This window comes from Enterobacter cloacae complex sp. 2024EL-00214 (assembly GCF_043945575.1).
Classification (GTDB): Bacteria; Pseudomonadota; Gammaproteobacteria; order Enterobacterales; family Enterobacteriaceae; genus Enterobacter; species Enterobacter cloacae_P.
This window is the reverse complement of sequence record NZ_JBIMRC010000019.1, coordinates 1-26,735: the sequence shown is the minus strand read 5'-3', so window position 1 is coordinate 26,735 and position 26,735 is coordinate 1. Positions and strand designations below refer to the sequence as shown.

23 protein-coding genes and 2 pseudogenes are annotated in these 26,735 nt (G+C 51.7%); 14 read left to right on the top strand and 11 right to left on the bottom strand.

The features are described 5' to 3' along the window. Positions 1–49: 49 nt before the first annotated feature. Both ACHHZ6_RS18780 and ACHHZ6_RS18775 read left to right on the top strand, forming a co-directional pair. The gene (locus tag ACHHZ6_RS18780; protein WP_182918452.1) at positions 50–793 is read left to right on the top strand and encodes a DeoR/GlpR family DNA-binding transcription regulator; all 744 of its coding nucleotides are present in this window, start codon (positions 50–52) and stop codon (positions 791–793) included. A 16-nt stretch (positions 794–809) separates the two neighbouring features. Then, complete coding sequence (locus ACHHZ6_RS18775; protein ID WP_182271364.1) at positions 810–1,877, top strand: oxidoreductase; 1,068 nt, start codon at positions 810–812, stop codon at positions 1,875–1,877. A 44-nt stretch (positions 1,878–1,921) separates the two neighbouring features. On the opposite strand, the gene cybB is transcribed toward ACHHZ6_RS18775, so the two are convergent. After that, complete coding sequence (cybB, locus tag ACHHZ6_RS18770; RefSeq protein WP_182271363.1) at positions 1,922–2,458, bottom strand: cytochrome b561; 537 nt, start codon at positions 2,456–2,458, stop codon at positions 1,922–1,924. A 190-nt stretch (positions 2,459–2,648) separates the two neighbouring features. On the opposite strand from cybB, the gene gap reads away from it, so the two are divergent. Further along, positions 2,649–3,650, top strand: a complete 1,002-nt coding sequence (gap, locus tag ACHHZ6_RS18765) for a type I glyceraldehyde-3-phosphate dehydrogenase (RefSeq protein WP_395122855.1) — start codon at positions 2,649–2,651, stop codon at positions 3,648–3,650. Between the two features lie 33 nt (positions 3,651–3,683). Here gap and ACHHZ6_RS18760 read toward each other — a convergent pair whose 3' ends face one another. Then, entirely contained in the window at positions 3,684–4,478 is a 795-nt protein-coding gene (locus tag ACHHZ6_RS18760; RefSeq protein WP_395122854.1) for a YdcF family protein, read from the bottom strand. A 425-nt stretch (positions 4,479–4,903) separates the two neighbouring features. Here ACHHZ6_RS18760 and ACHHZ6_RS18755 point away from each other — a divergent pair, with 425 nt between their 5' ends. Beyond that, complete coding sequence (locus ACHHZ6_RS18755) at positions 4,904–5,530, top strand: O-methyltransferase (RefSeq protein WP_182274509.1); 627 nt, start codon at positions 4,904–4,906, stop codon at positions 5,528–5,530. 113 nt (positions 5,531–5,643) lie between these two features. Here ACHHZ6_RS18755 and hrpA read toward each other — a convergent pair whose 3' ends face one another. Continuing rightward, a complete protein-coding gene (gene hrpA / locus ACHHZ6_RS18750; RefSeq protein WP_395122853.1) occupies positions 5,644–9,546 on the bottom strand; it encodes an ATP-dependent RNA helicase HrpA in 3,903 nt (1,300 codons plus the stop codon). A 204-nt stretch (positions 9,547–9,750) separates the two neighbouring features. Between hrpA and azoR the strand changes: the two genes are divergently transcribed. Both azoR and ACHHZ6_RS18740 read left to right on the top strand, forming a co-directional pair. Further along, a complete protein-coding gene (gene azoR, locus ACHHZ6_RS18745) occupies positions 9,751–10,356 on the top strand; it encodes an FMN-dependent NADH-azoreductase (protein ID WP_182271359.1) in 606 nt (201 codons plus the stop codon). Between the two features lie 90 nt (positions 10,357–10,446). Continuing rightward, the gene (locus ACHHZ6_RS18740) at positions 10,447–11,145 is read left to right on the top strand and encodes an RluA family pseudouridine synthase (RefSeq protein WP_395122852.1); all 699 of its coding nucleotides are present in this window, start codon (positions 10,447–10,449) and stop codon (positions 11,143–11,145) included. Between the two features lie 7 nt (positions 11,146–11,152). Here ACHHZ6_RS18740 and ACHHZ6_RS18735 read toward each other — a convergent pair whose 3' ends face one another. Continuing rightward, a complete protein-coding gene (locus ACHHZ6_RS18735; protein WP_182271357.1) occupies positions 11,153–11,692 on the bottom strand; it encodes a DUF2058 domain-containing protein in 540 nt (179 codons plus the stop codon). Positions 11,693–11,901: 209 nt separating this feature from the next. Between ACHHZ6_RS18735 and ACHHZ6_RS18730 the strand changes: the two genes are divergently transcribed. Together ACHHZ6_RS18730 and ACHHZ6_RS18725 are read left to right on the top strand one after the other, a co-directional pair. Continuing rightward, the gene (locus tag ACHHZ6_RS18730) at positions 11,902–12,876 is read left to right on the top strand and encodes a DUF1852 domain-containing protein (RefSeq protein ID WP_182271356.1); all 975 of its coding nucleotides are present in this window, start codon (positions 11,902–11,904) and stop codon (positions 12,874–12,876) included. A gap of 27 nt (positions 12,877–12,903) precedes the next feature. Further along, complete coding sequence (locus ACHHZ6_RS18725; protein WP_196391268.1) at positions 12,904–13,932, top strand: methionine synthase; 1,029 nt, start codon at positions 12,904–12,906, stop codon at positions 13,930–13,932. 210 nt (positions 13,933–14,142) lie between these two features. Here ACHHZ6_RS18725 and ACHHZ6_RS18720 read toward each other — a convergent pair whose 3' ends face one another. After that, positions 14,143–14,754, bottom strand: a complete 612-nt coding sequence (locus tag ACHHZ6_RS18720) for a TetR/AcrR family transcriptional regulator (protein WP_395122851.1) — start codon at positions 14,752–14,754, stop codon at positions 14,143–14,145. Between the two features lie 104 nt (positions 14,755–14,858). Here ACHHZ6_RS18720 and ACHHZ6_RS18715 point away from each other — a divergent pair, with 104 nt between their 5' ends. Further along, complete coding sequence (locus tag ACHHZ6_RS18715) at positions 14,859–15,326, top strand: DUF1348 family protein (RefSeq protein WP_182271353.1); 468 nt, start codon at positions 14,859–14,861, stop codon at positions 15,324–15,326. Between the two features lie 48 nt (positions 15,327–15,374). Here the strand turns inward: ACHHZ6_RS18715 and ACHHZ6_RS18710 are convergent, their stop codons facing one another. Continuing rightward, on the bottom strand, positions 15,375–15,914 hold the full coding sequence (locus ACHHZ6_RS18710; RefSeq protein ID WP_182271352.1) for an ester cyclase: 540 nt from the start codon (positions 15,912–15,914) through the stop codon (positions 15,375–15,377). Positions 15,915–15,939: 25 nt separating this feature from the next. Then, positions 15,940–17,058 carry an alkene reductase gene (locus ACHHZ6_RS18705; RefSeq protein WP_395122850.1) on the bottom strand — a complete coding sequence of 373 codons (1,119 nt, stop codon included), beginning with the start codon at positions 17,056–17,058 and terminating at the stop codon, positions 15,940–15,942. A gap of 99 nt (positions 17,059–17,157) precedes the next feature. Here ACHHZ6_RS18705 and ACHHZ6_RS18700 point away from each other — a divergent pair, with 99 nt between their 5' ends. Together ACHHZ6_RS18700 and ACHHZ6_RS18695 are read left to right on the top strand one after the other, a co-directional pair. After that, entirely contained in the window at positions 17,158–18,066 is a 909-nt protein-coding gene (locus tag ACHHZ6_RS18700) for a LysR family transcriptional regulator (RefSeq protein ID WP_182918461.1), read from the top strand. A 109-nt stretch (positions 18,067–18,175) separates the two neighbouring features. Further along, a complete protein-coding gene (locus tag ACHHZ6_RS18695; protein WP_182271349.1) occupies positions 18,176–18,490 on the top strand; it encodes a PTS sugar transporter subunit IIB in 315 nt (104 codons plus the stop codon). Positions 18,491–18,725: 235 nt separating this feature from the next. On the opposite strand, the gene ACHHZ6_RS18690 is transcribed toward ACHHZ6_RS18695, so the two are convergent. From ACHHZ6_RS18690 to ACHHZ6_RS18675, 4 genes and pseudogenes are all read right to left on the bottom strand, one after another. Then, entirely contained in the window at positions 18,726–21,533 is a 2,808-nt protein-coding gene (locus ACHHZ6_RS18690) for an AAA family ATPase (protein ID WP_395122849.1), read from the bottom strand. Further along, positions 21,526–22,071 carry a hypothetical protein gene (locus ACHHZ6_RS18685; protein WP_182918463.1) on the bottom strand — a complete coding sequence of 182 codons (546 nt, stop codon included), beginning with the start codon at positions 22,069–22,071 and terminating at the stop codon, positions 21,526–21,528. The genes ACHHZ6_RS18690 and ACHHZ6_RS18685 overlap by 8 nt, the downstream gene beginning before the upstream one ends. Further along, on the bottom strand, positions 22,064–24,454 hold the full coding sequence (locus ACHHZ6_RS18680; RefSeq protein WP_196391262.1) for an ABC-three component system protein: 2,391 nt from the start codon (positions 24,452–24,454) through the stop codon (positions 22,064–22,066). The genes ACHHZ6_RS18685 and ACHHZ6_RS18680 overlap by 8 nt, the downstream gene beginning before the upstream one ends. Positions 24,455–24,627: 173 nt before the next feature. Next, positions 24,628–24,774 (bottom strand): annotated as a pseudogene (locus tag ACHHZ6_RS18675) (WbuC family cupin fold metalloprotein); the annotation flags it as partial. 64 nt (positions 24,775–24,838) lie between these two features. Here ACHHZ6_RS18675 and ACHHZ6_RS18670 point away from each other — a divergent pair. The 3 genes and pseudogenes from ACHHZ6_RS18670 to ACHHZ6_RS18660 all read left to right on the top strand — a co-directional run. Continuing rightward, positions 24,839–25,236, top strand: a pseudogene (locus tag ACHHZ6_RS18670) (MFS transporter); the annotation flags it as partial. An 83-nt stretch (positions 25,237–25,319) separates the two neighbouring features. Continuing rightward, entirely contained in the window at positions 25,320–25,757 is a 438-nt protein-coding gene (locus ACHHZ6_RS18665) for a VOC family protein (protein WP_196391261.1), read from the top strand. A gap of 144 nt (positions 25,758–25,901) precedes the next feature. Then, positions 25,902–26,501 (top strand): DUF3916 domain-containing protein, encoded by a 600-nt coding sequence (locus ACHHZ6_RS18660; RefSeq protein WP_232105419.1) that lies wholly within the window; start codon positions 25,902–25,904, stop codon positions 26,499–26,501. Positions 26,502–26,735: the final 234 nt, after the last annotated feature.

The following is a 26,735-nucleotide window of genomic DNA, read 5'->3' as shown; positions in this document are numbered from 1 at the left end:
ATGCTGTAATATGCGATTTATTGCGACATTTTGCAGGATTAAAAGAAACATGCACAAAACCGCCAGGCAAAAATATGTCATTGATATTCTGAGTGAACAGGGCCAAGCCAGTATTACTGAGCTTGCAGAAAAGCTGCAGGTTTCTGCTGATACTATCCGCCGTGATTTGACCGACCTCGAAAAACAGGGTCTGGCACAGAAGAACCACGGCGGGGCTATCGCGCTTAATCTCCCGGCAATGGATCGCCAGGGCAGAAATACGCTGCTGCCTGAAACCAAGCAACGTCTGGGAAAACGGGTGGCGGAAAGCGTCCCTGCCGGGTCGACGCTGTTTCTGGATGCCGGCAGCACGGTGATGGCGGTTGCGCGTTTTCTTAAGGGGCCATTGACGGTGATCACCCCCTCGCTGGATATCGCGCAGCATTTTAGCGACCGGGAAGATATCGGGCTGATCCTGCTCGGCGGAAAATGGGATCAGAAGCAGCGCCTGTTTGCCGGAAGTGCCACGCTATCCCTGCTGTCCCGCTACCGGGCGGACATTGCTATCCTCGGCGCGTGCGCCATTCACGCCCGGCTCGGCCTGAGCGCCAGCACAGAAGCCGATGCGGAAGTCAAACGAGCCATGCTGGCGGCAAGCCATGAACACTGGATCGTCGCCGACCATTTGAAATTAAACCACTGTGAACCGCATCTGGTTTGCGGGTTATCCGACATTCATCAACTGTTTTTAGACCGTCCCTGGGCTGAAGCCGGGGATACTGACGCATTGCAAATCACCCTTGCAGACGCGTAATAATGTGGAGAAGGTCATGAATAAAATGAAGACAATTAACATTGCACTGATCGGGTATGGATTTGTGGGTAAAACCTTCCATGCTCCGCTGATCCAGTCGGTTGAAGGACTTAAGCTGGCGGTGGTTTCATCTCGCGATGAAGAAAAGGTCAAACGTGATATCCCGGATGTGACCGTTGTGGCGTCCCCCGAAGAGGCAATCCAGCATCCGGATGTTGACCTGGTGGTAATAGCCTCCCCTAACGCAACTCATGCGCCGCTGGCGACGCTTGCCCTCAACTCAGGCAAACATGTGGTGGTGGATAAACCATTCACCCTTGATATGCAGGAAGCACGCGACCTGATTGCCCTGGCTGATGAAAAGCAGCTGCTGCTCTCCGTCTTCCACAACCGCCGCTGGGACAGCGATTTCCTCGGTATTAAGCAGGTTATTGAACAAGGCAGTCTCGGTAAGATTAAACACCTTGAGTCACATATCGATCGTTTCCGCCCGGAAGTTCGCGTGCGCTGGAGAGAGCAAAACGTCCCGGGGAGTGGTTTGTGGTTTGACCTGGGGCCGCACCTGATCGACCAGACGCTGCAGCTCTTTGGCCTGCCTCAGTCCGTTCAGGGCAATATTGCGACACTGCGCGACGGCGCAGAAATTAATGACTGGGCACACGTTGTATTAAATTACCCGGAGCACAAGGTCATTCTGCATTGCAGCATGCTGGTTGCGGGCGGGACATCCCGTTTTACCGTCCACGGGGATAAAGGCAGCGTGGTAAAAGCCAGAATTGACCAACAGGAGGCGCAACTGCTGGCTGGCGTTATTCCAGGTAGCGAAAGCTGGGGGGAAGACAGCGACGATATGCTGCTGTTTGGTGCCAGCGGCGACGCGCAGGCGGTTAAAACCCCGAAAGGCGACCAGCGCCAGTATTACATCAATGTACGCGATGCGCTGACAGGTAAGATCGATAACCCGGTTCATCCTGTTGAGGCATTAGCGGTCATGGCAGTGCTGGAGGCGGCAGTGAAATCATCAGAGACAGGGTCAACCCAGTCGCTGGAATTGACGCCAGAAGAACGCGCCCATCTGCAATAATCAGACGTGAAGGATGCCCTGCAGTTCACCGCAGGGCATAAAAATCATGGGGTCTGGCTTTTTTTCGGCATCATGCGCAGAAGCGTGTTGTCTTTCCAGAAGTAGTGATGCATCAGCGCCGCCAGTGCGTGCAGGCCAATGATAAAATACCCCAGATTGGCCAGCGTCACGTGCCACTCTTTCAGAACGTCCACCAGGTCAAAATTCGATTCCGCCGCGTACGGCATCACCATGCCAAAGGCAAACCAGTCATTACCACGGTTATACATCATCATAATACCCACCAACGGTAAGGCGATAAACAGCAGATAAACAACCAGATGCCCCAGATGGGATAACCCTGTCACCATCGCTTTAGGCTTCGGCTGGATCGGCGGTGAGCGGAATTTGAGGCGAACCAGCAGGCGCGTCACCATCAGCACCAGAATCGCGATACCGCACGAGGCGTGGATCATATTAATCAGGGGACGGGCGGTACGGGGGAAAAAGCCTCTGAACTCCATTGCACAGTAGGCCACGATAATTAACAGAAACACCAGCCAGTGAATGCTTATTTGCAGGCTTGTATATTTAGTGCGCATGTCATTTCCTGATAAAGAACAAATACAGCGCCAACATAACCAGCTTTCCCTAAAAATTCATTAACTTTTCTGCATGGTTTTTCAAATACTTCCCCAGGGATGAAGCATCTTCAATTGCCGCCATGCCCGTCATGGTCTAAGCCTGGATGAGTTCACACTGTCGCACCGACACGTTCACCAGGAGTAAACCATGAGTAAAATTGGTATTAACGGATTTGGACGCATTGGACGCCTTGTACTTCGTCGCCTTCTTGAAACCCAGGACAGCAACACCGTCGTTGCCATTAACGATCTTACCTCCCCCAAAGTTCTGGCCTATCTGCTCAGACATGATTCTAACTACGGCGGCTTTCCGTGGAGCGTTGATTTCACCGAAGATTCGCTGATTGTCGATGGCAAATCGATCGCGGTTTACGCCGAAAAAGAGGCTAAACATATTCCGTGGAAAGCGGCTGGGGTCGATATCGTCGTGGAATGCACCGGTTTTTATACTTCGGAAGAGAAATCCAGAGCCCATCTGGATGCAGGAGCCAGAAAAGTGCTGATCTCGGCCCCCGCAGGTGAGATGAAAACCATTGTGTTCAACGTCAACGACGACACCATCGATAGTCGCGATACGATCATTTCCGTCGCCTCCTGTACCACCAACTGCCTGGCTCCGCTGGCGAAAGCCCTGAACGACGCATTTGGTATCAACGTGGGTACCATGACCACCATTCACGCCTATACCGGTACTCAGGCGCTGGTGGATGGCCCGCGCGGGAAAGATCTTCGCGCCTCGCGCGCGGCGGCGGAAAATATCATCCCGCACACCACCGGGGCTGCAAAGGCCATTGGTCTGGTGATCCCGGCCCTCAGCGGCAAACTGAAAGGTCATGCGCAGCGCGTCCCGGTCAAGACCGGTTCCGTGACTGAGCTGGTTTCTGTCCTGAACAAAAAGGTCACTGTCGAGGAGATTCATCAGGCGCTGAAACGGGCCACGGAAAACAATGAATCATTCGGTTATACCGATGAAGAGATTGTCTCTTCCGATGTGATCGGCTCTCACTTTGGGTCAGTATTTGATGCCACCCAGACAGAAGTGACAGATGCGGGTGACGTGCAACTGGTCAAAACCGTCGCCTGGTACGACAACGAATACGGGTTTGTCACACAGCTGGTGCGTACGCTGGATAAGTATGCCGCGCTGTAACTCAACATCCCCTCTCTGCTGAGAGGGGAATCTTCAGAGCAGTGAACGGCTGGCGAGGGCATCGGTCAGGATCGCGTCCTCGCGCAAGGTACGCCACGCGACGTCGACGTCTGAAGGAAATTCAACATGGGCGATAAAATCTCGCCCTGCCGGGCCGTAGCCGTTAATGTCGTCATGCAGGCGCGGGAGCTCACCCAGCACCAGCGACAAATAACGTTCAACAGGCCAAAGGCCTTCATTCCCGCCCCGCAAGACCAGACCATCATCGCTATTTTGCAACACCGGCGTTACGCCGGGATGGCTTACCCACATCGGTGATACAGGCTCGTCCCGACACACACGTGCAAAGGTCGCCATGGTGCGTCGCTGCATGGTAGGGTCCTGAACCACCAGCACGCGTTCAGCGGCCAGACGGAGGCGTTTTATCATCTCCCGGCTAAAGCGGGCGTTCTCACCACAGTTGGTTGACTGATCTTCCACCAGAATCCGTTCCGCAGGGATATTCCAGAACTCACGCGCGATATCCGCCAGAATGGCGGCTTCAGCGCGCCCAGCGGTGGGAAGCGTGTTATAGCGGGGATGGCGCGCAATCGCGGCATACAAAAAAGAGGTGGAGTGGCCGATACCACCACTGATAAGCAGCGGAACACCCTGCTCTGCCGCCACGCGACAGGCCGCGTCGATAGTCGGAATAACCGCATTTCCCGCCAGAATGACAAGATCAACGGACTGATCGTTCTGCAGATCGTCCTGCGCCAGCCACTCTCCCACAATGTTAATGGCATGGCGTGTGGCGTCGGGTAAACAAGGGAAACGTGCCCGTGTCATAGTGATATCCTTACAGTGTTTGGGTCAGAGTACTGCGCACATCGTGGCTGAACAGGAGATATCTCCGAAAGCCGACATCCCCGTCACCCCGGCAGATTGCCATCTTTCTGGAATAATCAAAAACAGCCGGGCTAACCTGCATTTTATGCTTTCGATTAACCATCATACAAAACATTACGCCGCTCACCTCCAGTGAAAAAGCACCGATTGCTGATTATTTCATCGTGACCCTGTCAGCGCTCGTTTTTCATTAACTTTTCCATTCACATATGATTAACATGAATGAATCATATTCATTTGAACTCTGTTTTACGTCAGACGCTGAATCATCGGACACCAGGTAGTAGGCCAGGAAACGCTTTAAGACAAGCCTGAAACTAAGGAGTCAATCTGTGCAACAACAATGGTCTGCAGTCGATAATTACATGATTTCTTCGCTCATTCCTCAGGATGAGGTTCTCCAGCAGGTTCTCGAAAACAACAAACGTGCCGGTTTACCTGAGCACGACGTTGCCGCTAATCAGGGGCAGCTTCTGGCCCTCTTTGTCCGTATGACACAGGCAAGACGCATTCTGGAGATTGGCACGCTGGGTGCTTACAGCGCCATCTGGATGGCTCGCGCCCTGCCGGCTGACGGGAAGCTGATGACACTCGAAGCTGACCCGGTACATGCTGAGGTGGCACGCACGAATATCCAGCTGGCGGGGCTTAATGAGCGCATTGAACTGACAGAAGGTCCGGCGCTCAAATCCCTCGAACAATTTGGCGATATTCCCCCGTTTGACCTGATTTTTATTGATGCCGATAAACCAAACAATCCCGGCTACCTTGAGTGGGCACTGTACTACTCGCGTCCGGGCACGTTGATTATCGGTGATAACGTCGTGCGCGACGGCGAAGTCATTAACGGCCAAAGTGATGACGCACGCGTACAGGGCGTACGGCGGTTTATTGAGATGACGGGAGATAATCCACGTCTTACTGCCACAGCGCTGCAAACGGTCGGTCTGAAGGGGTGGGATGGCTTTACGCTGGCAATAGTGAACGGATGAACATGTGTGCCGGAGGGTTCCCCTCGCCCCAGAGGGGTGAGGGAATTGTGCACTGCCCGATTACTTTACGGGGGAACCCTCATCCCACCGGGAGAGGGATTCCCGGGTAACTGCTACGCTGAAACCTGCTCCATTGCCTGCAAAATACGTTTATCCGAAATCGGATATGGCGTTCCCAGCTGCTGAGCGAAGAAGCTGACGCGCAGCTCTTCAATCATCCAGCGGATCGCCTGCACGTCTTCATCTTCGCGGCGCGCCGGAGGTAACTTGTTCAGCCACTGCTGCCACGTCTGCTGAACGCTCTCCACTTTCAGCATCTGCGCGCGGTCACGATGTGGGTCGATGGCCATTTTCTCCAGACGTTTTTCTATCGCCTGCAGGTAACGCAGGGTGTCACCCAGACGTTTAAAGCCATTGCCGGTAACAAACCCACGGTAAACCAGCCCCGCCATCTGAGCTTTCACATCCGATAGCCCAAGCGCCATCGTCATATCCACGCGCCCTTTCAGGCGTTTGTTGATGTTGAACACGGTTGTCAGGATCTGCTCGACCTGTTTAGCAATTTCCACGACGGTGTCGTTCAGCTCTGCCCGCACCTTATCGTGCAGCGTGACAAACGCCTCTTCCGACCAGACCGGGCCACCCGCCTCGTTAATCAGCTTATCCACGCCGCAGGAGATACAGTCGTCGATAAGATCCAGCACCTTGCCGTACGGGTTAAAGTACAGACCCAGTTTGGCTTTGTTCGGTAACTTCTCGTGCAAATACTTGATCGGCGACGGGATGTTGAGCAGCAGCAAACGACGCAGTCCGCGCCACATCATCTGCTGTTGTTCCTGTGGATTATCGAACAGCTTGATCGCCACGCTGTCACGCTCATCCACCAGTGCTGGCCAGGCCTTCACTTTATAGTTGCCGCGTTTCTGCTCGTAGCTTTCCGGCAGTTGACCAAAACTCCAGATGTGCAACCCGCTCTGCTCGATACCGTCATCCGCGACGGCAGAGAGTGTTTCCTGAACTTTGCCTTTCAGGGCATCTTTCAGTTCGGTTAGCGAACGGCCTTCCTGCAGTTTTTTGTTTTTATCGTCCACCACGCGGAAACTGATTTTCAGGTGATCGGGCACCTGATCCCAGTTCCAGTCATCGCGATCGATAGTGGTGCCGGTCATGCGCCTGAATTCACGTTCAAGAGAATCCAGCAGCGGCAGCTCCAGCGGCGTCACGCGGCCTAAAAATGCTTCGGCATAGTTCGGCGCAGGAACAAAGTTACGGCGCACCGGTTTTGGCAGCGATTTAATCAACGCAATCACCAGCTCGCGGCGCAGGCCGGGGATCTGCCACTCAAACCCGCACTCTTCCACCTGGTTTAACAACGGCAACGGGATATGCACCGTTACACCATCGGCATCCGTTCCCGGTTCAAACTGATAGGTCAGTCGCAGCTTGAGGTTGCCCTGGTGCCAGAAGTTCGGGTAATCGAGCTTGCTGACCGACTCCGCCCCTTCCTTGATCAACATGCTCTTCTCAAAGTTGAGCAGGTCAGGCGTCTCTTTGCTGACTTTCTTCCACCAGTTGTCGAAATGACGGGCAGAAATCACATCGTGGCTGATGCGCTGGTCGTAAAACTCGAACAGTGCTTCATCGTCCACCAGAATGTCGCGGCGACGGGATTTATGTTCAAGTTCTTCAACTTCAGCACGCAGCTTAAGGTTTTCACGGAAGAACGCGTGGCGCGTCTGCCAGTCGCCTTCAACCAGCGCATGACGAATAAACAGCTCGCGGCACAGCGCCGGGTCAATCTGGCTGTAGTTAACCTTACGCGCCGCCACTACCGGCAGGCCATAAACGGTCACTTTTTCGGTCGCCATGACCGCGCCCTGCGCCCGCTCCCAGTGCGGTTCACTGTAAGCGCGCTTCAGCAGATGCTGAGCAACCGGCTCAACCCATTCAGGATCGATACGGGCAGCAATACGCCCCCACAGACGGCTGGTTTCCACCAGTTCGGCCACCATGGTCCACTTCGGCGGTTTTTTGAATAAACCAGAGCCAGGGAAGATGGAGAAACGGGCGTTACGTGCGCCGGTAAACTCCTGTTTTTCGGCATCTTTCATCCCGATATGGGACAGCAGACCGGTCAACAGCGCGATATGTATTTCACGGTATTCAGCCGGTTCGCTGTTCACCGGAATACCCAGTTCTTTCACCACCTGGCGCAGCTGAGTGTAGATATCCTGCCACTCGCGCACGCGCAGGTAGTTAAGGAAATCCACACGACACTGGCGGCGGAACTGGTTCGACGACAGCGCTTTCTGCTGCTCGCCGAGGTAGTTCCACAGGTTCACAAAGGCGAGGAAATCGGATTCTTTATCGTGGAAGCGACGATGTTTCTCATCAGACGCTTGCTGTTTATCCATCGGCCGCTCGCGCGGATCCTGAATGGAAAGCGCCGAAGTGATGATCATCGCCTCGCGCACACAGCCGTGTTTCTGCGCTTCCAGCACCATACGTGCCAGACGCGGGTCAACCGGCAACTGGCTGAGCTGACGCCCCTGCGGGGTCAGTTTATACGCCGTTGCCTGTTCGTCAGTGGTGATGGCCCCTAACTCTTCCAGAAGGCGCACGCCGTCCTGAATGTTGCGTTTATCCGGTGCTTCCACAAACGGGAACGCGGCGATATCACCCAGCCCCAGCGCGGTCATCTGCAGGATGACGGACGCCAGGTTGGTACGCAGGATCTCCGGGTCGGTAAATTCCGGGCGCGACAGGAAATCGTCCTCGGAATAGAGGCGAATACAAATCCCTTCCGATACACGGCCACAGCGCCCTTTACGCTGGTTGGCAGAGGCCTGTGAAACCGGCTCAATCGGCAGACGCTGAACTTTGGTGCGGTAACTGTAGCGGCTGATACGCGCCGTACCCGGGTCGATGACATATTTAATGCCTGGCACGGTCAGCGAGGTTTCCGCCACGTTGGTTGCCAGCACGATGCGACGCCCGCTGTGCGCCTGGAACACACGGTTCTGTTCACTGTTCGACAGGCGTGCGTACAACGGCAGGATCTCTGTATGGCGCAGGTCGCGCTTGCTGAGCGCATCAGCGGTATCGCGAATTTCACGCTCGCCGCTCATAAAGATCAGGATATCGCCTGCGCTTTCGTTCCCCAGCTCATCGACGGCATCGAAAATAGCCTGCAACTGGTCGCGCTCGGTATCATCCGCCTCTTCAACAATCGGGCGATAACGCACTTCCACCGGGAAAGTACGGCCAGAAACTTCGATAATCGGTGCATTGTTGAAATGCTTCGAGAAACGTTCCGGGTCGATGGTCGCGGAAGTAATGATGATTTTCAGATCCGGGCGACGTGGCAGCAGCTCTTTCAGGTAGCCGAGCAGGAAATCGATATTCAGGCTGCGTTCATGCGCTTCATCGATGATGATGGTGTCGTACTGCATCAGCAGCCTGTCCTGCTGGATTTCGGCCAGCAGAATACCGTCGGTCATCAGCTTGACCATGGTGTTATCGCTAACGTGATCGCTGAATCGCACCTTGTAACCAATGCAACCGCCCGGCTCCGTTTGCAGCTCTTCGGCAATACGGTTCGCCACGGTACGCGCCGCCAGACGACGCGGCTGCGTATGACCAATCAGCCCTTTCACACCGCGCCCCAGCTCCATGCAAATTTTCGGCAACTGGGTGGTTTTCCCGGAACCCGTTTCCCCCGCGACAATCACCACCTGGTGGTCGCGCACGGCGTTAAGGATGTCCTGTTTTTTCTGGCTGACAGGCAGGTTTTCCGGGTAGGTGATATCCGGACGTGCGGCTTCGCGCAGCACAACCTTCCCTGCTGCCTGTTCAATCTCTTTCGCCATCTCCTGGTAAATGGCCTGTTGTGCATCAGGATTTTTAACCTTCTTGACCCCGTGCAGACGGCGGGCAAACCGCTGTTTGTCGCGCAGCATCAACGAATCAAGCTGTTGCAGGAGCATCGGGAAGGTTAATTTTTGTTGTTCTGTCATAGCGTTAACGGGCAGTGCTCTGCCGGGTAAAATCTCATTTTAATGATTGCTATAGAGTACCACATTGGCGCTTTCAGTGCCTTATTCAAAAAATTCGAACATAGACTTCGATATATTGCGCTATCTCTGCGACAGGATTGTGAATAAAGTGTCAACAAGCAACGGGGCCCCCCCCTTCAATCAAATGCAAAACAGGAATCACCCATGAGCAAAGTATTAGTTTTGAAATCCAGTATTCTGGCAGGGTACTCTCAGTCTGGTCAGTTGTCTGATTACTTCGTTGAGCAGTGGCGTGAACAGCATCCTGCTGATGAAATCACCGTACGTGACCTGGCTGCCCGCCCAATTCCTGTGCTGGATGGCGAACTGGTTGGCGCGCTGCGTCCAGGCGACACCCCACTGACCTCACGTCAGCAGGAAGCGCTGGCTCTCTCTGATGAGCTGATTGCTGAGCTGCAGGCGCACGACGTCATCGTGATCAACGCCCCAATGTACAACTTCAACATTTCAACTCAGTTGAAGAACTACTTCGACCTGGTAGCGCGTGCAGGCGTAACCTTCCGTTACACCGAGAATGGCCCAGAAGGTCTGGTTAAAGGTAAACGTGCTGTGGTTCTGACCAGCCGTGGCGGTATTCACAAAGATACCCCAACTGACCTGGTTACACCGTACCTGAGCGTCTTCCTGGGCTTCATCGGCATCACCGACGTGAACTTCGTGTTCGCTGAAGGTATCGCTTACGGCCCGGAAATGGCGACCAAAGCGCAGTCTGATGCGAAAGCCGCTATCGATGACTTCGTAGCCGCCTAAGATTTCCCCCTCTCACCGCCTGGTGAGAGGGTTTTTCTTTTTCCCGCCATTTCGTTATTATCCGCACCCACTCTCCTGTCGGGCTGCCTGATGTCTGCGATTATTGATACTTTTATTGCCCCGCCGTGCTTTGCGGAAATAGAGATCCTCTGGCAGGATGACGACCTTATACTGATCAACAAACCTTCAGGGTTGTTGAGCCTCTCAGGTAAAAACCCGCAAAACCTCGATTCTGTACACTACCGTCTGGTACAGGCCTTCCCCGGCTGCACGCTGGTGCATCGTCTTGATTTCGGCACCTCCGGGCTGATGGTGATTGCCCGTAATAAGGCGATCAATGCCGCACTCTGCCATCAGTTCAGCCAGCGCGCCATCAACAAGGTTTATACGGCTCTGCTCTGCGGGCATGTGGATAACAACGAGGGGGTCATTGATGCACCGATTGCCAAAGATCCGGCGCTGTTCCCGCTAATGTCGATTTGCGCCATCAACGGCAAACCTGCCCGCTCCCGTTATCGGGTGGTAGAGCGAATGTTTCAGGAACAGGAAGACGGAACGGTGTTACCGTTGACGCGCGTGCAGCTTACCCCGGAGACCGGGCGAACCCATCAACTACGCATTCACTGCCAGCAGTTAGGTCACCCGATTATCGGTTGCGATTTGTATGGTGGTCTTGAATGGCCGGGCACCGAACAGACGCCCCGGCTCATGCTGCACGCAAGCGGGCTGGATTTTGTTCATCCGGTGAGCGGAAAACCGATCAACGCCCGTCACGACGCACCATTCTGAACGTTGCTTACCACATCAAATCATCAGGGATTTTGAAGTCTGCATACGGATCGTCTTCATCCTGCTCTTCCTGGCTCAGCGCGCTGTTCAAAACAATACTTTCCGCATCACGCTGGGCGATTTTATCCGCCACCACTGCCGGGATAATCGCGTATTCACAATCACCGTTAGCGTTAATCACCAGGCGCGCAATGGCCAGACGACCATTAATCAACTGGGTTTGCGTCTGCTTATCGACGTCGATTTTTTTGATCAGATTACCGTCGGTGAAGTTAAAGGTGATCGTGCCTTTTGAAACGGTAATACGGTTCATTTCAATCAGTTGCTTCACCTGCGCTTTGAACTCTTTTGCAAGCACGGCCTGTTTTTGCTGTTCGCTGAGCTGCTTGTCACGTTCAATCTGCGCTTTCTTGTTCTCTTCCACAGCCTCTCTCGCCTCGCGAGCCTGTACGCGGGATTTTTTTGCCGTGCGCTGGACTTTAGCCATTTTCTTGCTGGTCACTAAGCCCGCTTTCAGCATCTGCTCTTGTAAGGTGAGTTTTGTCATGTTCGTTTCTAAACCGGTTGGAAATTTTGGCAATTATACCGGGAATTAGCGAGGGTGTACCAGACTGGCCGAACGTTAGTCCTTTTCACCGTGTATGAAGATAGCTCATGTTGCATTGAAATTAAGTCACTTCCCCTGCACCACTGGCTAAGGCATAAATGATGTATTGATAACTTCCTGGCAACATGAACTTAGGATGCATAACCACAATGAATAAAAATTTTACATTCACCCTTAAGCGCAGTTGCTTCGATGAGAACTATAACCCTTCAGAAAATACGCGTACTACGACCAATTTTGCCAACTTAGCGCGCGGTGAAAAGCGTCAGGAAAATCTGCGTAATACGCTGGTGATGATTAACAACCGTTTTAATGCATTAGCACGCTGGGATAACCCTAAATCCGACCGTTATTCGGTCGAGCTTGAAATTGTTTCTGTTGATATGAATGTTGGTGACGACAATAGCTTCCCGGCAATTGAAATACTGCAAACGTTCATTGTCGACAAAGAAACCAACGAGCGTGTTGAAGGCATTGTCGGGAATAATTTTTCTTCATACGTACGCGACTATGACTTCAGCGTATTGCTGCTCGATCACAATAAAGATCAATCCAGGTTCAGCATCCCACATAACTTTGGTGATTTGCATGGCAACATCTTTAAGCACTTTACACAATCCGCTGAATACCAGCAGAACTTCAAAAAGCCGCCAGTGATCTGCCTGAGTGTCTCCAGTAAAGATATCTACCACCGCACAGGTAACTCCCACCCGGTGTTGGGTATTGAGTATCAGCCAGAGGGGTCATCATTGACTGAGCAGTACTTCGGTAAAATGGGGCTGAAGGTTCGTTATTTCATGCCTGAAAACAGCGCAGCACCTTTTGCCTTTTATTATTCCGGCGATTTGCTTGCCGATTACACCAATCTTGAACTGATCGGAACCATCAGTACGATGGAGACATTTCAAAAGATTTATCGTCCGGAAATTTATAATGCGAACTCGGCGGCAGGACAATGCTATCAGCCGGATTTGAATCAACAGGATCATTCATTAACAAAAATTGTTTACGACCGGGAAGAACGTAGCCAGCTCGCTATTCAGCAGGGCAAGTTTACGGAAGAGCAATTTATTAAGCCCTACAAACACATTCTTGAGCAGTGGTCTCATAACTTCACGCTGTGATTAATCAATATTAAAAGGTTTATTATTATGAAAACATTGCTCCCGACATCAACGGCTGGCAGCTTACCTAAGCCAACCTGGCTTGCCCAACCCGAAACGCTGTGGTCCCCGTGGAAATTGCAGGACGATGAATTACGTGCCGGTAAGCAGGATGCCCTGCGTTTATCCCTCGACGAACAGCTACGCGCGGGTATCGATATCGTCAGCGACGGCGAGCAAACCCGCCAACACTTTGTCACCACCTTTATTGAACATCTCAGCGGCGTGGATTTTGAAAACCGTCAGACTGTGCGCATTCGCAATCGCTATGATGCAAGTGTCCCTACCGTCGTGGATGCCGTGACGCGTCAAAAACCGGTTTTCGTTGATGATGCGAAGTACCTGCGCCAGCTCACTGACAAGCCGATCAAATGGGCACTGCCTGGCCCGATGACGATGATTGATACGCTCTACGATGCTCATTATAAAAGCCGCGAAAAGCTGGCCTGGGAATTTGCCAAAATACTGAATCAGGAGGCCAGAGAATTAGAAGCCGCTGGTGTCGACATTATCCAGTTTGATGAACCTGCGTTTAACGTCTTCTTTGATGAGGTGAACGACTGGGGTATTGCTGCGTTAGAGCGCGCCATTGAAGGGCTGAAATGCGAAACGGCGGTGCATATCTGCTACGGATATGGCATTAAAGCCAATACCGACTGGAAAAAGACGCTGGGCTCAGAATGGCGACAGTATGAAGAAGCGTTCCCTAAGCTGCAGACGTCAAACATCGACATTATCTCCCTGGAGTGCCATAACTCACGCGTGCCAATGGACTTGCTGGAACTGATCCGTGGTAAAAAAGTGATGGTTGGCGCAATTGATGTCGCCACGAACAGTGTCGAAACGCCAGAAGAAGTGGCCGATACGCTGCGTAAAGCGCTGCAGTTTGTCGATGCCGACAAGCTTTACCCGTCAACCAACTGCGGTATGGCCCCGCTTTCCCGTCAGGTTGCCAACGGTAAGCTGAAGGCCCTGAGCGCCGGGGCAGAGATTATCCGCAAAGAACTCGGCGCGTAACCACTACCCTCGACGCAGGGATCATCGCGTCTGGCTGAGAATAATGCGATCACATAGACGGTCTCCCAGCCAGGCGCGGTCGCAAGCGATGACTTTTAGCGGCACGGGCGAGCACATCCGCGGAGTATTTGTTCTGGCTCAAGCCCCGCGTCCTTCCGCAAGGTTTTCCAGCCGATATCAAGGGAGAATGTGCAGTTATGGGCCATACGCTCATTTCCGGTATGAATGTTGTTCAGGTGTATAGCCGTTTCCGCTCAGTCTCATTAAACCTGCCTTTAGCTGGGTTATTACCTCATCTGAATTTATCCCCATTTGCGCGTGAATAATCGCGCCATCAATGAGTAACATTATTTCACTGACGACGTTCTCATCAGCCATTCCCGTCAGCAACGTAATGACTTTCTTTGTTTCGAATTTATGATTGCGGCATATTTCTTTTATTTCGCTTTCAATATCTTCGGATTTTGCCTCTGCGCTGGCGTTAATAAACGCACAGCCGTGAAACTGTGGCGAAATAAACCATTCAGCGAGCGTTGCAGATAACGCATCAGAAGGTATCTGGCTTTCGTCGAGATGTCGGCGCAGCGTGGTTTCAAACCACTTAATCCATATTTCATGCCGATATTGCAAATAGGCAAGAATAAGTAAACTTTTACTCGGAAAATGGCGATAAAACGTCACTTTCGTCACTTTCGCCTCTTTAATCAGCGTATCCACCCCTGTCGCCCTGAAGCCCGTGGAATAAAACAGATCGTGCGCCGTAAGTAATATCTTATCCCTGACGCTGATTTTTTTATCGTTGCTCGTGATTTCTGTATTCACTTTTCGGTAGCCTCAAACGAGAGTATTGACAGCGTTATTTTTCAGGACTAGATTACCGCAAGTAGACAGATCTGTCTACTTAATATCACTCTGAGGTAATCGCCATGAACACACGTCCTCCTTTACCGCCCTTTACGCGTGAAAGTGCCATCGAAAAAGTCAGACTGGCAGAAGATGGCTGGAACAGTCGCGACGCTGCGAAAGTCGCGCTGGCCTATTCGCTGGATACCCAATGGCGTAACCGCGCAGAATTCGCCAATAACCGTGAAGAGGCCCAGGCGTTTCTGGAGCGGAAGTGGAAGAAAGAGCTGGATTACCGTCTGATAAAAGAGCTTTGGGCATTCACAGAAAACCGGATCGCGGTTCGCTACGCCTATGAATGGCATGATGATTCAGGCAACTGGTTCCGTTCGTACGGCAATGAAAACTGGGAGTTCGAGCCGGACGGATTGATGAAGCGTCGTTTCGCCTGTGTAAACGATATGCCGATCAAGGGATCAGAGCGACTGTTCCACTGGCCGCTGGGCAGACGCCCGGACGATCACCCCTCGTTGAGCGACCTTGGGCTATAGGATTTACGCATCACTCCGGGCCACCCCCGGTTACCCGGAGTGATGAATTTACAGTGCGCCCAGCTGTTTCATCAGTGTCAGGTTATCCTCAATATGCCAGTTAGCCACAATTTTACCTTCGCTGATTTCATAGATATCCGTGGCGATGAAATCTATTTTCTGCCCCATCCCCTTCAGCTTGCCAAATGTCCCGGTGAACGTACCGCGAAAATGTAAATGGGATACGACACGGTTACCTGAAATAATCATTTGTTCAACGTCGCAGCGCAAATCAGGTACAGCTGAACGAAACGCCCTGGAGGCCAGAATTGCACCATCAGGTCCCTGCTTACGACCTTCAGGGGGCGTTTTATCAATGAAATTGATCGCCAGGGCGTCACGGGCCAGGGACTCTTTTCCCGTATTCCAGAATGTCGCATACTCTCTGGCAACATATTCATTCGCCGCTAATTGCGTCTGTGGCAGGCTCTTATCGACAATAAGATGTTCCGGTTTCACCAGTTCTACCTGGGCCGAAAAGGCTGTTCCTGTGGTAGCAGCAAGAATGAGCGCCATTACGCCTGGGGCCAAATACGTTGAATATTTCATAATCTCTCTCAACTCGTTATTAAGGTCACTGCAGATCATTCTCTTGCAGGTTGTAAATGGGGTAATCGGTATATCCCGTCGCGGTGCCACCAAACAGCGTGGCGGGATCACGCACCCGAGCCAGAGGCAAATGGTGCTCAAGTCGATGCGGTAAATCCGGGTTGGAAATAAACGGCCGACCGAACGCGATCAAGTCGGCATAGCCCGCAGCCAGTATTTTTTCCGCTTTATCAAGGTCATAGTTCCCCGCGACGATAAGGGTTCCCGTGAATACCTCACGAAGTGATTTACGGAAGTGGTCAGGCACTTGTGGCGCATCGTCCCAGTCAGCTTCGGCCAGGTGGATGAACGCAATCCCTCGCTGTTCACACCAGGCCGCGAGAGCGAGTATCGCCTCAGTGACCTGCGGATCGTTCATCCCGCGTTGGGTAATAAACGGTGACAGGCGGATGCCCGTGCGCTCGTGACCAATGGCCTCAGCAATGGCGTTCAACACCTCCTGCGCAAAACGGATCCGGTTGGCGAGGGTGCCGCCATACTCATCCGTGCGTTTGTTTGATGTTTGACGCAGGAACTGGTCGATCAGATAGCCGTTTCCCCCGTGGACTTCCACGCCATCAAACCCGGCCTGAACAGCATTCAATGCAGCCTGACGATATTGAGCAATAATGCCGTGAATATCCTTGCGTGAAAGCGTTCTCGGTTGCGGGCAGTCAACCATTTGGCCTTCACCTTTGTCATTCACTACCCACACCTTTGCGTCAGGAGCCAGGGCTGACGGGGCAACGGGCTTTCCATCCTGGTGAAAACTGGCATGTGACATCCGGCCGACGTGCCAGAGCTGAGAAAAAATCACACCTCCCGCCTGATGCACAGCCCCCGTGGTGAGTTGCCACCCTGTAACCTGGTCAGGCGAATGGATCCCGGGTGTCCATGAATATCCCTGGCCCTGGGGAGAGATCTGTGTGGCTTCCGTGATGATCAATCCTGCGCTGGTTCGTTGCCGGTAATACTCAGCCATCAGGGAGGACGGAATGTTTCCCGGCTGAAGGGAGCGCGCGCGCGTCATCGGTGCCATAACGATACGATTTTTCAGGTTCTGTTTACCCAACCTGTAACGTTCAAAAAGTGAAATACGGTTCATGATTTCATCCCTTGTGCTTTGGATGAAAACACTTTACAGATGGCTACTGACTTTGATAATTACACGAAAAACAGATGCACTTTTCGGAAAAAATGAATAATGGGCAAACTTGAAGACATGGCATTGCTGGTTGAAGTCGCCGAGGCAGGAGGCCTTTCCGCCGCCGGACGACGCCTGTCGCTATCTCCTGCGACCATGACGGCCCGCCTGAAGGCAATTGAAGAGCGTTACCAGACTCGTCTGTTCCATCGTTCTACACGTTCCATCACGCTCACCCGCGCAGGCGAAGAGTTTTACCATGCCGCGCTGCGCGTACTGGAAGAGATGCATCACGCCGAGTCGTTACTGACACAAAAAGAAGGTGTTCTCAGTGGCAATATTCGTCTCTCCGCCCCCTCTGACTTTGGCAGGCAGTACCTTAGCCCCGCCGTTATCGAATTTTCCCGGCTCCATCCTGAAGTGAACTTTTTCATCTACTTAAGGGAACATGTTGAGGATCTGGTCGCTAACCGGCTGGATATGAGCATTCGTTTCGGCAACCTGCCGGACAGCAGCCTTGTCGTCAGAAATATCCGCCCGAATCACCGGGTTCTGGTCGCTGCCAGGGCTTATCTGAACGATCGTGGTACCCCCTCCACTTTTGCAGATTTAGCCCATCACCGGTGTCTGGCACTTGAGTCTCAGGGGGTGGTGATGAACGAATGGCGTTTTGAAAATGAGGGTGAAGAAACCGTCGTTCGCGTAGAACCAGCGATGGTGTGTGACGACGGGGCGTTGCTTCGCCAGTGGGCGCTCAGTGGGGCGGGTATAGCAGGAAAATCGTGGTGGGATGTGAAAGACGATGTCGAGACCGGCAGACTCACGGTGCTGTTTGCCGACAGTTTTACCGGATTTAGCCGATACGACCGCAAAGATGTCGGGCTGCAGTTTGTTTACCCGCAACGCAAATTACAGCCGCTTCAGGTCTCTGCTTTTAGCCAGTTTTTTCTCGACTGGCTTAAAAGGTAATAAGTCGTTGAGAGTCGCCATCCATTATTTGTCACAAAATAAGATGTAGCGCTCATTTCAGGAATGATGCCAGGAATACCCTGTGAGCGGTTTTCAGGAGGTAAAAAACATGAAAAAGCTTCTGATATGTTGTTTGTTCGGTAATACCGCAAACTCTCTCGCCAAAAAGATGCAGTCTCTGGCTGAACGGGAAGGCTATCCGCTGATGATTAGCGCTGTCGGGCTGGATAACTTCGCCAGTGTCGCCCCCGCTTTTGACGGTTTTCTCATTGCGCCGCACATTCAATACAAACTTGATGAGATAAAAGAAACGGTTGGCAATACGCGTTCAATCGCCATTATTGAGAGTCTGCCCTATGCGTCCCTGGACGCGAAGAAGGTATTGAATTTCGTGAAGGAGCAAATGCCCGAACTGGCGGCCTGATATAAAAGGCCGCATTGCACTGGAGTACCCTGCTCGGGTACTCCAGACAACTCCTGCAAACATCTGCATTGATAAAAATGATTGTAGCTAAACCGGCTATAGCGTTCAGAAACTGGAACACCGTAGCACGGTATACCCGATGGGGGTCAAAAATTCTACATTACTGCCAGCGACGAGAACCTGCCTACTACACGAGTTGTAGCCGACAACCCCGTCCGCTCCGGTGAGAAGTCCCTCACCAGACTGGGGCTGGTAGTCTGTTATCCGGGAAGTGAGGCCTCCTGCCTGTTGAGCTGACCGTAACATCGACTCCCTGATGAGGATTTCCTGTCATAGTAATCACCGTCAGCGCCTGATCGCTCAGTAGGGCGTACTTCTGTATCAGATGCCGCCTCAGCAGATCGCTGTTGGTGGTCAGCACAAGACTCATATTTGGATTCTGGACTGAAAGCACCCTGAAGATATCGACCATTGCAGCGCGGTTTAGATCGTCAAGATGTGCCACGGGTTCATCCAGAAAGAATGTGCCCCCCAGAGAACGTGCCCGCGCCAGATAGAGAGAAAGGGCCAGATCCTGACGTTGCCCCTGGCTGAAGTAGCTGTCAGCCACCAAAGCATCATCATTGTCTCCCGGCCCTTCAACCAGAGCCCGCCAGCGAAGTTCTCCTTTGCCGGCAATATTCAGTCCCTTATAGACCTCATTGGCATGCATTCTGGAGAAGAGCTCTGAAGCCGGCACGATCAGCTCATTAATGCGTGCATCTGCCAGTTTCTCAATTTCATGCGTAACTTCTGACAGAGCAACACTAGCGACCTGTTTGCGTTTTGCCTGTAATTCAATACGCTGACGAAGTTCCTTCTCTTCACTGAGCAGAAGGGTATAGTCTTCGCCAGCTACAGCGGCATGAACGGCAAGCTTAGCCTTTTCATATAGCAGGGTGATGTTCTCATCGGCAGTAAGATCGTTATCCAGTGTGTTTTTGTATTCAGAAAGTGTTTTCTGACTTACCGGAGCGTTTCCGGTAAAACTGTCCCATAATGTTCTGAATGAGTCCCAGGTTTCCCTGTACCCTCGAAGCACTATTTCAATGTGATTACGCTCGGAAATCAGTTCATTTAACAAAACAGACTCCTGCCCGAGCTTTAGTTCCAGCTCTGCTTGCTGGCGAGCAAGATTGGTCAGCAAAACCTCATGTGTTCGTTGCGTAGTTGTAAGTCTTGAACGGTATTCCTCAGGCAGATCCCCCAGAGCGACATCATTCCTCAGTGTCTGGTCATCCAGTAACCTCTCAGCTTGCCTAATTTTATCCGCAAACTCGGCAATCATCCGGCCCATATTCAGCCGGGTTAAGTAGTTTTCCAGTGTCTCATGTCGCCACGTTTCCGGAGTCAAGGGCGTGAGCCACTCCACATCAAGAAGCGCTTTTTGTTCAAGAAACGTTTTATCAGCACGACGCAGACGTTCCTGATAGCTAGTAGCACGATCTCGTTTAACTTTCAGGCCACGGATCTCTTCCCGGAGCTGCCCCATCTCCTCTTCAGTTTGCCGCAGCTCGGTCTTAAGTGCATGTAAAGCTGGCGAGAGCATGCTTTCTGACTGCCGTATCGCCTCCATCAGAGATGCATTTCCCTCCCAGTCATGGCTGCATAATGGACAATGACTTTCACCAGAATGACTGACGATACGCTCGCCGAGGATTATGAGCTGGGTCAGAGTGTCGTTGAGATGTATCTGTCTGAAACGGAAAGAATCGCGCTTTTCCTTAAGCACCTGAAAACGCTCCCCCCTGGCTTTCAGCGGAGCTTCATCACTGTATTCCCGTATGTATTCTTGCCACTCCTTTCTCGTGTCTTCGTCAGGCCAGCATGCCCGGTGTACGGCGAGAGCTTTATGCAGTAAGGAAAGTCGTTTTCCGCTCATGGCAGAGGAGAGACGGGATTCAGGCACCGTTGCCTGTAACTGCGCTAATGTGAGTCGGTCTGGATACTCCCCGATGGTTTCAAAAACGCGCTCACTGACCATTTCCCACTGATTGTTAAGAGTGGTGAGAGTTTCGGTTACCCTGTCCCGCTGGTGGTTCACTTCCGCAATATGGTGTTTTAAAGCACGTATCTGCGTCTTCCGTTCACTCTGCTTTTCCTCACGGGAACGGATCTCAGATTCAAAATAGAGATGTTTTTGATCCGCAAGTGTCAGTTCTTTTTCCGCATAGTGGGCGGATTCCCAGGTTTCGGCGAGTTGTCTGTAGCGAGTTTGCTGAAGCTGATGATCAAACTGCCGTATCTGCAGTGTCATCAAGGCCCGATCAAGCTGTGTCCGGGGAGGAACGTTTTCCCTCGGGATCCGCAGCGCATCACATAGCGCTGTCAGCCTCTCTTCGGTGCGGGTTGCAAGTATCCCGTAATGCTCACGCTTTTGTTCGAGTTCCTGCCGTTTTGTTTCCGTATCCCTGAGCTTTTTATAAAGCGAGACGGACTGTGGCAAATACCGCAGATAGTCCATCAGTAATTTCTGCTGAGGAAGTAAGTGACCATAACCAAGTATATTGGCAAAAATTTGTGAACGCTGTTCCGATTCGGCTTCATCAACCAGCAGAGCAAGCGAATGCGAATAGAGCCAGCGACTGTGCCGTAACCACTCGCGTTTGTTTCTCGTGGCAATGTTTGATCGCGCTTTGAGACCAGCTTCTGCCGGCGTCAGCATCGCGAGCAACTCGTCATCTTTTATATGCCTCTCTTCTCCTTCCTCTGTTTGAAGAGTGGCACCCTGCAGGGTGCGAACCAGGGTTGTTTTTTTTCCATCAAGAAGACAAACACAGGTCACCTCCGTCGTACCGGTGGCGAAATGGCACACCAACGCATCTGCAGGGACCTCGGCCACTTCACCAGTGAGAACCCACTCAACTGCATGACACAACGTGCTTTTTCCCGTGCCATTTACCGCATAAATGACGGTCAGCCCCGCATCAAGTGGAAGCGTAACCTCTCCCTTAATACCCCTGAAATTCTTAATCTTTACCGATAAAATGCGTAAATCAAACATCACCATTCTCCCATTCATTTGCATGTCGGCGGGCAAGACCGGAGGGACTGCTGTGGGTAATGTCCATGATCAGACGCTCTGTAGCATCGGTAAAACGTGCGCCATCGGACGCATGAATTTCTGTCGAGACTGGGGAAAGCCCCAGAACAGTGATCCGTTCTGTCCGGGTCCAACGGCCGTCCACCCTAATAACAACGTGCTTACGGGCCAGATGTGTGTCACGTTCGATCCGTCCGACAAGAGCTGAAGGACATAGGGACGGATCCCTGAAGGCATAAATGAGAGAAGCATCGATAACGTACCCTTTTGTTTCTCTTTCGCGCGTCAGGGTATCAAGAACCTGCTCACCGTAATTCATCACACGGATGAGGTCGTTTTGAGGCACATAACTGACATCCCAGAGCAGAAGCGAGGCATAATCGGACTCCCAATACCCTACCGCATGCTTCACCTGCGCAAATCGGGTGCGGGCCTTTTTATGGGGTAAAAACCCTGTCATGCTGGCTCTGGCATCTATCAGGTTTACTAGGTTATCCATTTTTTAGACCCTGTATCTGTTTCAGGAAGGACGTGCGATCCGCTGTTGTTGTGCTTGTCATGCTGTTTTGCACCAAGTCCATCAGCCCCACCACCCAGGCCCTGCGGGAAATCCTTGGCATAACGGTGCTGTCCGGAATTTCGTCGGGCTGTACAATGTCATTGCGGGTCAGATCGAGCGGTACCCGGTTTTGCCCGGCTGGCATATGTCCCTCGAAGAGAGCGAAAACAAATAAGTCGGGGTGCCATGAACCATCCCTCATCCATTCGAGCAGGCGACTCTGCACCTGGATATAATTCATTCCCTGAGCATCCCAGCCAAGGATCCCGTCCTTCTGCCCACCTGCCTGTTCCCAGGAAAGGTGTGCCGTCATGCTCGTGTCAGACTGCCAGCTGATATTGACATCACCGGAGAGATAACTAAGCGCTTTCAGGATCCGAAGCAGGGCAATCCTATGATAATGCAGGGAATCCGGTTCGGTGTTGTTTTCAGAGCCCGTACCATTGAGTGCATATTGCACCAGGTTTTCCGGATATGGGATTGTTCCCGTCAGTATTCCCTGGCGCAGAGCAGTGAGACCGGCGGAAGTCATAGGATACATCGTCGCCGGGATCAACGGGCTTAACATACGGTCAAGCTCCATCTGAATGCCCTTGCTGAGGGACAGTAACTGCCCCGCATGCCGCTGATATAAAAAGGAATCAATCAGGCTAAAACTGTTACGGGTCTTGTCAAAGGTAAGCGTTAGTATAACTGAGGCAATGTGACTGCTTCTCAGGAGGAAGAAATCCTGCGCCTTCGGACAGAGGAACAACCGGTCATCGCCGGTACTCAGCGGGAAAAATCCCGTGGCATGTCGCAGAGCCTCACTGATTTCCGGGTTTCCTGCCGCGTGACAAAGTACCACCCCCAACTCCGACTGCCTTCTGAGCATATTGAACAGATTCACCTGACGGCAGACTGTGTTCTGCTGAATGGGGCCGGCAGAAGAGACGAGCAGGAGATTACCTCTTCCTGAACGATCATCCTTCATCCCGACCAGAACTTTTTCGCACAGCAAGTGTTTATTCTGCGTATCCGGGTAAAAATCACCACTCAGGGTGCACCAGAGATTGATATCCGCAAAACTCAGTCGAAGGGACAATCTGCCGTGTCCAGTCCCCGAACCGCGGTCAGTGGTTTCGAGTAATAACCATACCTCTGGAGCTGAATTCTCTTCCTTTATCCAGCACCAGCCCCCCTGATAGTCTGCGTCAGCCGGGTAAAGCGTTGTGTCACCGTCCGGGAAATTTATCGCTGATTCTCGTAACCCATTCAGATCACTGCCTTTTACGCACCCGAAACCAGCTTGCAACACAACGGGAAAGGGATAGCTGCTGATAAGATTATTAAGGGTTGCATAATCAGATAGTGTGAAGGCATCTGCACAGAACACAATTACCGAAGGCTGTGAGCCCGTCTGGCGGGGAAGATGTGTTGTCAGCATCTCGTCTAGTGTCTTGAGCGCCTCATGTCCTCTCTGGTGGATGAGTACCGAATGAAGTCGTTTACCGTACAGCATTGTTGCGTTGAAATACCGTGTATATACGGACCTGTAAGCAAGGTAATTTGACGCAAGCAGCTCTGGCTGTTCCGGCATATACTCCTGGAATAACCGGTGGATCTCATCTACCGTACAAACTTGCTCCCGGGCAAAATAGGTATTCATGACATAGTCGCACCTCCTCACCAGCGGAGAAAGTGACTCCTGACGGAACAGCGTATATTTAAATGCTTTTAATCTGTCGCTCACCATCGCCAGAAGCTGGGCATCGGTTTTACCGGTAAACACAGAGCTGTTTTTAAGCAGGGCATATTTGCTCTTAACGATTCTGGCCGCCGTTTCCCACTTACTTTGGTTATTCGTGAGATCTTTAATCACAGCATTTTTCTTTGTAAAGAAACTGAACACATCTGCCGCGACGTTGTTGGATACCGCAAGAATATACCGGAAGGGTGTTGAGTGATCCTCGGGAGGAAGCAGGTCGTCAATGATCAGTCCGCGCAGAGTAAGAGCAAGCAACTCCTGACGAACCAGCGTCATGGTAACGTCAGCGCTCGAATAACGTTTGCACTGCACAATACCCCGGCTCTCTTGATCAAGAGATAACAGGACATCAACGCCATTATCGGCACCATCATTTACCCGGCAGACATCATCATACCAGTTCCAATCGACTCCAGTGCCCTGCATGTGCCGGAAAAGATCGGCAATCAATAACTCAAAATGTGAGGCATCAATGTTTCCGAAGGGAAGCTGGCCGCTGTCATGTTGATAGACATTTACCCCCCGGATTTGTTCCCTTAGAGGGTCATCATCAAGTCGTTGTAATGAATGGGCCATTTTATCATTCCGTTTTAAAAGAGGACCGTTCGTAATATTTTAGATCGCAAGTGATTAGTATTTTAAAATGCCAACTGAATAGGATCACATTTCAACTCGCTGGGCCCACTGTAAATAATTTACAGAGTAAAACCACCATCGCCCACTTGCACCTGAGCGTACCATTTCATCAGCACAGCGGTGCCTGGCTCCATAGTAATAGCTAGACGCTGAACTGGATCACTCAGATTAGTGTGGAAATTCCGATGAGCACGTAAGCGAGGGGAATTTGCGGCTTGCTCGCTTTGGTGGTTCAGGTCACTGATAGTAATTTGTTTCATATGAGCCTTTGTGATTTTGAACAGCTTACAGCAACCAGATTGCCGCAAGACGTTATACCATTCAACCGAAGTTGTCGCAGGGTTTGTCGTTTCAGCGCTGGCTGATAAATTCCCCGATCGTCGTGTTCCACTGCTCGCTGTTCTGTTGCTACTGATGGCGAGGCTAATGTGTCTGGTATTTTCGCCGGGTAGGCAGTGTCAACCTTGCTGCCTGCACAGGTATCGGAGCCCTCTTCCCGCAGTCTCTCATCATCACCTTCTAGCACACACGAACACCTGCACAGGCCGGGAGGTTACTCTCTAAAGTGCAAGGTGGTGGATACATGATTGCTGCACTCATGCCATTAATTGCGAGGGATCCTTCGCGACAATGCGGTTTCACTGACCAGCGCATGGCTGGTAATGAGTGCGGGTGCCATCCTGTTGATTGTCATAGCCCTGAGTGCTAAACCCGTACAGTGAATGAGATACCAGAATTGAGGGTAGCGTTTAGGCCAGCCGTAATATAAATTCAGAATTAATTTCAGGCAATTAAGGGGGTGGATATGTCGCAGATTTTACCAGGCGTTGAGGTTTTGTTTGTCGCGGGTTTCGGGCCCATTTCGCGAAATACAGAGTCCAGTGCAGGGTTTTATGTCGAGACACTCGGATTGCCGCTTAAGCCAATGGAGGGTAACTGCGACTATCTTCTTGCCGAAGAAGGTATGTTAAAGGGAGTTAAACATTTTGCCGTCTGGCCGCTATCGCAGGCTGCAACATCATGTTTTGGCGAGGAGCAGTGGCCAGCCGACCATCCGATACCGCAGGGATGGATTGAATATGAGGTGCAGGATCTCGCTTCCGCTACCCGTATCCTGAGTGAAAAAGGCTATCGCCTGCTGGTGGCTAACCGCACCGAACCGTGGGGGCAAACCGTTACTCGCCTGCTTAGCCCTGAAGGCTTGCTTACCGGGTTGACGATCACACCGTGGCTACGGGGGTAAGTGGTGTTCGCTTCTGGCGCGAAGCAGACTTGCATGAAGAAATGTGAGGTCTGTTTTGAGCGAGGGGCGAACATAAATTCTTGCAAGCCGATTGCGGTGCATTAAATTGCAGACGTAACGATAAACTGAACAACTTAGGATAGAATGCTCTTTGTAGGGACACAACGTGAACCGTTTGAGCAGCTAAAAAGTAAATTATTCATGAGTAGACGACTTAACAGAGATCATCGAACCAAAGTCAGAAATATTCCCCGACGCATAAAAGCTCTTAACCGTTGGGCTGGTACTTTTCACAACCTTGAACGTAGTGTTTTTTCAGAAGATGAGCATTACTGGAATTTCAAAATTCCAGTAGATATCAACCTCGTTCAGGGGAAATATAGCACGCTTAAAACCAAAGCAGCTTGTGCGCAAGCTTTGATTAATGCATGTTCAAACCTCATAACGGCCACTGCTGGTATGAATTACAGCCCTCGGATTACCGCTGTAGTATGTCTTCCGGATATGTTTACAAGTGAGGTCTGTCTTTATCGCTCCGAGGAATATTATCAAGGCTTCGTAACTGAAGGTCGTTCTGAAAATGGTGCTTCTGCTTTGATCAAAGATCGTAGCCTTGCTGCTGAGTGGGGACTCATTCTGCCAGCTAACGTACAGGAAATCGGTATCACACTCGAATACTATGGAAGCGAGGATCGTGATGAATGGTTCACAGGAGAACGCTGGTATTATGGTCAGGTTGCTTAGGTGTGTTGCATCCATAGGTTGAACTCACAGCAAAAAGCAGACGTACTCGTACCCTACTAATAACAATAGTTTCAGAAGTCTTACTAACGTTATATCAATGGTGTTAGGGAAGGTGCGAACAAGTTCCTGATATGAGATCATCATATTCATCCGGAGCGCATCCCAGAGGGACATCATGAGCCATCAACTCACCTTCGCCGATAGTGAATTCAGCACTAAGCGCCGTCAGACCCG

Coding starts and splice junctions, on each gene's coding strand:
- ACHHZ6_RS18780 (WP_182918452.1), top strand. CDS start 50: ATGCACAAAACCGCCAGGCAAAAATATGTCATTGATATTCTGAGTGAA.
- ACHHZ6_RS18775 (WP_182271364.1), top strand. CDS start 810: ATGAATAAAATGAAGACAATTAACATTGCACTGATCGGGTATGGATTT.
- cybB (WP_182271363.1), bottom strand. CDS start 2,458: ATGCGCACTAAATATACAAGCCTGCAAATAAGCATTCACTGGCTGGTG.
- gap (WP_395122855.1), top strand. CDS start 2,649: ATGAGTAAAATTGGTATTAACGGATTTGGACGCATTGGACGCCTTGTA.
- ACHHZ6_RS18760 (WP_395122854.1), bottom strand. CDS start 4,478: ATGACACGGGCACGTTTCCCTTGTTTACCCGACGCCACACGCCATGCC.
- ACHHZ6_RS18755 (WP_182274509.1), top strand. CDS start 4,904: ATGATTTCTTCGCTCATTCCTCAGGATGAGGTTCTCCAGCAGGTTCTC.
- hrpA (WP_395122853.1), bottom strand. CDS start 9,546: ATGACAGAACAACAAAAATTAACCTTCCCGATGCTCCTGCAACAGCTT.
- azoR (WP_182271359.1), top strand. CDS start 9,751: ATGAGCAAAGTATTAGTTTTGAAATCCAGTATTCTGGCAGGGTACTCT.
- ACHHZ6_RS18740 (WP_395122852.1), top strand. CDS start 10,447: ATGTCTGCGATTATTGATACTTTTATTGCCCCGCCGTGCTTTGCGGAA.
- ACHHZ6_RS18735 (WP_182271357.1), bottom strand. CDS start 11,692: ATGACAAAACTCACCTTACAAGAGCAGATGCTGAAAGCGGGCTTAGTG.
- ACHHZ6_RS18730 (WP_182271356.1), top strand. CDS start 11,902: ATGAATAAAAATTTTACATTCACCCTTAAGCGCAGTTGCTTCGATGAG.
- ACHHZ6_RS18725 (WP_196391268.1), top strand. CDS start 12,904: ATGAAAACATTGCTCCCGACATCAACGGCTGGCAGCTTACCTAAGCCA.
- ACHHZ6_RS18715 (WP_182271353.1), top strand. CDS start 14,859: ATGAACACACGTCCTCCTTTACCGCCCTTTACGCGTGAAAGTGCCATC.
- ACHHZ6_RS18710 (WP_182271352.1), bottom strand. CDS start 15,914: ATGAAATATTCAACGTATTTGGCCCCAGGCGTAATGGCGCTCATTCTT.
- ACHHZ6_RS18705 (WP_395122850.1), bottom strand. CDS start 17,058: ATGAACCGTATTTCACTTTTTGAACGTTACAGGTTGGGTAAACAGAAC.
- ACHHZ6_RS18700 (WP_182918461.1), top strand. CDS start 17,158: ATGGGCAAACTTGAAGACATGGCATTGCTGGTTGAAGTCGCCGAGGCA.
- ACHHZ6_RS18695 (WP_182271349.1), top strand. CDS start 18,176: ATGAAAAAGCTTCTGATATGTTGTTTGTTCGGTAATACCGCAAACTCT.
- ACHHZ6_RS18690 (WP_395122849.1), bottom strand. CDS start 21,533: ATGTTTGATTTACGCATTTTATCGGTAAAGATTAAGAATTTCAGGGGT.
- ACHHZ6_RS18685 (WP_182918463.1), bottom strand. CDS start 22,071: ATGGATAACCTAGTAAACCTGATAGATGCCAGAGCCAGCATGACAGGG.
- ACHHZ6_RS18680 (WP_196391262.1), bottom strand. CDS start 24,454: ATGGCCCATTCATTACAACGACTTGATGATGACCCTCTAAGGGAACAA.
- ACHHZ6_RS18665 (WP_196391261.1), top strand. CDS start 25,320: ATGTCGCAGATTTTACCAGGCGTTGAGGTTTTGTTTGTCGCGGGTTTC.
- ACHHZ6_RS18660 (WP_232105419.1), top strand. CDS start 25,902: ATGCTCTTTGTAGGGACACAACGTGAACCGTTTGAGCAGCTAAAAAGT.